The organism is Microcystis sp. M109S1 (genome assembly GCF_020247025.1).
Classification (GTDB): Bacteria; Cyanobacteriota; Cyanobacteriia; order Cyanobacteriales; family Microcystaceae; genus Microcystis.
The window spans coordinates 1-4,008 of the sequence record NZ_JADBRW010000465.1 but is presented as its reverse complement, the minus strand read 5'-3'; the positions used below and the strand labels follow the sequence as shown (position 1 = coordinate 4,008).

Sequence of the window (4,008 nt, the reverse complement as noted above, 5' to 3'; positions counted from 1 at the left end):
CCAGAAAAAGGATAACTAGATAGCAAGTGATATTCTAGTAGGTTCGGTTCAGACATAATCGTGTAAGACCTAAGTAAGGGAAACCAGAAAGGGCTGTGATTAGCTCAAGAATCCTCACGCCTTTAGGCCCAGGAGTGTCAAAATGGGATTGTATGTAATTAAGCTTGTTGGGAGCCAGAGCTATGACTAACCCGAATTCGATCGAACAGCTATCGCAGGAATTACTCGATCTAGACCAAGTAGATGCCGATACTGGGGCAGATTTGCGGCAAAAAGCCCAAGAAATCCTCGCTGAAACCAGTATTGACCTGCCGATTCGAGAAGCGATCGCCGATAGTCTCAGTCAAGGCAATCAACTACTTACCCTCAAAACCGTCGGCAAGGAAGAAAGTTACTAGCACATTTGGGGTCAAAAGTCAAGATGAAAGAAAAAAATTTTTTTGTCTGGCTGGGGCGATTTTTGGCCTCTTTTGGGCTGTTATCGGGGATAAGTGGCTGTAATTCTCCTCTTTTGATCACTCCTCAAGTTCCCGCCGGTGGTTTAAATAGTTTTGCTCCCGATCAATTCCCCAGTTATAGTGCTGATGGTCGCTATTTAGCCTTCGCTTCCGATCGCTCCGGTCGTCGTAGTATATATTTATTCGATCTGCAAGAAAAGCGCTTAGTTAATCTTCCTAACCTAAATCGTGGCGATTCTAGCCAAGATCAGCCATCTCTGAATGCTGACGGTCGTTTAATTGCCTATATCTCCAGCGAACGCGGCAAAAGTGATGTCATGGTTTATGATCGTTCCCTGTCCCGTGCAACCCTGTTAACCGCTAACCTGCGGGGAAGCGTCCGTAATCCCACCATTAGCGGTGATGGTCGCCAAATTGCCTTTGAAACCAACCAAGACGGTCAATGGAATATTGCGATCGTTAACGGCCAATTTTAAACTTGTTCTACTCGGTCTTAATCGTTAAGACCTGCGGAGGAGTTGCATCTGGTGGATATAAAAAATTTACCTGTACTATATGCCAATCCCCTGGAGGAATAGTCAGAGTCACTAAAGGTTGCCCCTCTTGTCCGCGTCTTTGGACGAGATGGAAAAATCTGCTTTGTGCCTGTCCTTGGTCATCGCTATAATTGACGGCTACCGTTCCCCGAAAAAACACTTGTGGGGCAGCTGGATCGAGAAAACGCAAACCCTGCCGAATAATATTCTCTTTAATCGGTGTTTCTAGCGAAATAGTCACTGTTTTCGCCTCATCACTTCGATTAAATAGAGGTAAACTTAACCTATATTCCACACCGTAATTACCATGAGCTTGATAGGCCGTATCGGGATAGCGAACTAACATGGTAGCACTTTGATTTTGTTCCGTTCCCAGTTTGCCTCCGGGTAGGGTGCTAATCCCATAGGCTATAGATTGACCAGAATCAGGAATATTTAACCATAAAGAAGCTCGATCGACCAATCGGGCCGGCCAAGCTGAACCTTGGGACACCCCCGCTACCCGTCCATAAATTATCTGTCCTTGACTATTGGGAGGAGTGGGCGCTCGATCCCGCGGAGTCGATAAATCGCCTTTTTCTAGCAAATTTTCCCATTCTGTCAGATTTGGTGGTCTTTCCTGCCCATTTTCATCTAGGGCTGCATAAAGAGCTAAACTAGCAGCGTAGAGAAGACCGTCACTTTCCAGACGGAGATAAGTGGATCTACCGTTTAAAGGGGGAGTCAAATCGCGCACGGGAATCGCTGCATTTAAGACCATAAAACTTTCCCCGGGGGGAATAATAATCCGATCGGGAAAAATATCCTGACGCTGCCCCATTAAAATATCCCCCATTACCCGACTTCCCGGCCCAGCAAAAACCGTCCCCTGATTATTTTCCACTTGTGCCGGTAAATCGATAAAAGCTGCATCGGGTTGACTCAAATAACTAGCCCCCTGCAAAATTTTAACAGTCACGGGATTAGAACTAGGATTGTGGAGTAATATACCCAGATAAAGGGTGCGTAAATTATCGGGAAAATTCCCCCTCGCTATATGGTGGGCAAAAATATCAAAGCGTCCCTGAAAAGCATAATTTAAATGGGCCGAGGGGAAACTTTTCTCTTGGGGGGGAAAAGTCGAAAGCAAAATCCCTTCTCCTAGCAATAATTCGGGACTATTGCTGTTAAAAACGGGAACTTGATCTAGTTGATTCGGTAAAGGACGCACCTGCACCGGTCGAATTATTTCTACACTAGGGGGAGTTTGGGCAATGGGTAGCAAAAAAGGTAACATCACACAAATTACCATCTCAAGAGCAATGATTTTTGATCATAGCATTACTGGCTCGCTCAATTTAGATAGTATTCTGTTTGTCCATATCTAGAGGATTGTTTAATATTTCTTGCCGGTGTTAGCTGACCTTTTTAGTTAAGTACAATCAAGAAAAATTGTCAAACTTCCGAATGGTTATTGGCTCTTGCCATTGACCAAATCTATTGTCATCATAGACTAATATCCAGATGTTACCGTGGTTTTCTGGAAACTTAGCCCGATGTCTAGATATCGATCGAGCCAGAATTGTTATGATAAATTCATGAAGTTTTATAACAGTATTTGCCCGTGAACTTGAACCAAATCGACTATCTCAGGATTAGTTTAATCGATCGCTGTAACTTTCGCTGTCAGTATTGTCTGCCTGAAGATGCAGAATTGTCCTATGTTCGACCGCAAGATTTACTCACCCGGGAGGAAATTCTTACTTTAGTCAAAAATGTCTTTATTCCCCTCGGTTTCCGCAAATTTCGCCTTACTGGTGGGGAACCTCTCTTACATCCCGAAGTAGTGGAGATTGTGCGCGATATCGCCTCTTTATCTGCCACTAGCGATTTAGCTCTGACCACTAATGGCTATTTACTTGACAATTTAGCCGAAATGTTGTATGAAGCCGGACTAAGACGGATTAATATCAGTTTAGACTCCCTCGACCCCGACACTTTCGATAAAATTATCGGTAATCGCGGCCGGAGTCGTTGGCAAAAAACTTGGGCAGGTATTCAAGCGGCCCAGAGAGTGGGTTTTGACCCCTTAAAATTGAATGTGGTGGTGATTCCGGGGATAAATGAGGCAGAAGTGGAAGATTTAGCGGCTTTGACCATCGAGAAGCGTTGGCACGTCCGTTTTATCGAGTTTATGCCCATCGGTAACGGTGATTTATTTCAAGAAAAAGCTTGGATTGCGAACGAGGAATTAAGGGGGCGAATTCGGGCGAAATGGGGCTTAAATGAGGGTCAAGTGCGGGGAAATGGTCCAGCCGATGTTTTTCAAATTCCGGGGGCTAAGGGTACAATTGGCTTTATCAGTCAGATGTCGGAATGTTTTTGCGATCGCTGTAACCGCCTACGTCTCTCGGCCGATGGTTGGTTGCGTCCCTGTCTCCTCAACGAAACTGGACAAATTGACCTAAAAACTGCCCTCCGTCAAGGAATTTCGCCGGCAGAAATCAGGGAAAAAGTCGGGAAATTAATGGAACTGAAAGCAGAAATAAACTTTAAACTGCGTGATTCCGGCACATCAAGCGGCATTTATACCCGTACTATGTCCCAAATTGGCGGCTAAAAATCTACTGTCCGAATTCTACTCTAGCCTGTTCTACCATTTCCACGGTAACTCGATCGGAACCGGCATGACGAGCTAATTCTTCTATCCTTTGACGCGCTTGGGAACGAACAAAATAGGGAATATTTTTTAGTTTTGCTTTTGCTTCTGCGGTCCATTGTAGTTGATCGGAAAAATCTAGAGCTTCCATAGATTTAACAATAGTAGTCCGTCTATTATACCAAAAAAGATTAGCTATTTATTGAAAAGCTGATGAGATGACGATTTTCTTGACAGCGACTCTTTTTCACCTTTCTCTTAATTTTAGGTTTCTGCTAGGTCGAAATTGACTCTTTGATATAAATCTTGAAAAGAAATCTGCCAATCCACCGACACCAATTGTAAAACCGCATTTTCCCCCGTGACGAAATCAATT

The 4,008-nt window shown here is 44.2% G+C and carries 5 protein-coding genes and 1 pseudogene; 3 read left to right on the top strand and 3 right to left on the bottom strand.

The features are described from left to right. Window positions 1–182: 182 nt before the first annotated feature. Both IM322_RS22835 and IM322_RS22830 read left to right on the top strand, forming a co-directional pair. On the top strand, window positions 183–398 hold the full coding sequence (locus IM322_RS22835) for a hypothetical protein (protein ID WP_002737387.1): 216 nt from the start codon (window positions 183–185) through the stop codon (window positions 396–398). Between the two features lie 23 nt (window positions 399–421). Then, window positions 422–934 carry a TolB family protein gene (locus IM322_RS22830; protein WP_004268855.1) on the top strand — a complete coding sequence of 171 codons (513 nt, stop codon included), beginning with the start codon at window positions 422–424 and terminating at the stop codon, window positions 932–934. 7 nt (window positions 935–941) lie between these two features. Here the strand turns inward: IM322_RS22830 and IM322_RS22825 are convergent, their stop codons facing one another. Then, on the bottom strand, window positions 942–2,285 hold the full coding sequence (locus IM322_RS22825) for a DUF3370 domain-containing protein (protein ID WP_287673549.1): 1,344 nt from the start codon (window positions 2,283–2,285) through the stop codon (window positions 942–944). 318 nt (window positions 2,286–2,603) lie between these two features. On the opposite strand from IM322_RS22825, the gene moaA reads away from it, so the two are divergent. Further along, complete coding sequence (gene moaA / locus IM322_RS22820) at window positions 2,604–3,593, top strand: GTP 3',8-cyclase MoaA (protein WP_286827176.1); 990 nt, start codon at window positions 2,604–2,606, stop codon at window positions 3,591–3,593. A 4-nt stretch (window positions 3,594–3,597) separates the two neighbouring features. Here the strand turns inward: moaA and IM322_RS22815 are convergent, their stop codons facing one another. Then, the gene (locus tag IM322_RS22815; protein ID WP_002771508.1) at window positions 3,598–3,783 is read right to left on the bottom strand and encodes a PCP reductase family protein; all 186 of its coding nucleotides are present in this window, start codon (window positions 3,781–3,783) and stop codon (window positions 3,598–3,600) included. Window positions 3,784–3,896: 113 nt separating this feature from the next. Further along, a pseudogene (locus IM322_RS23615) lies at window positions 3,897–4,008 on the bottom strand (Uma2 family endonuclease); the annotation flags it as partial.

Bases quoted from the DNA above. Each gene is read 5' to 3' on its own strand.
- IM322_RS22835 (WP_002737387.1), top strand. From the start codon at position 183: ATGACTAACCCGAATTCGATCGAACAGCTATCGCAGGAATTACTCGAT.
- IM322_RS22830 (WP_004268855.1), top strand. From the start codon at position 422: ATGAAAGAAAAAAATTTTTTTGTCTGGCTGGGGCGATTTTTGGCCTCT.
- IM322_RS22825 (WP_287673549.1), bottom strand. From the start codon at position 2,285: ATGGTAATTTGTGTGATGTTACCTTTTTTGCTACCCATTGCCCAAACT.
- IM322_RS22815 (WP_002771508.1), bottom strand. From the start codon at position 3,783: ATGGAAGCTCTAGATTTTTCCGATCAACTACAATGGACCGCAGAAGCA.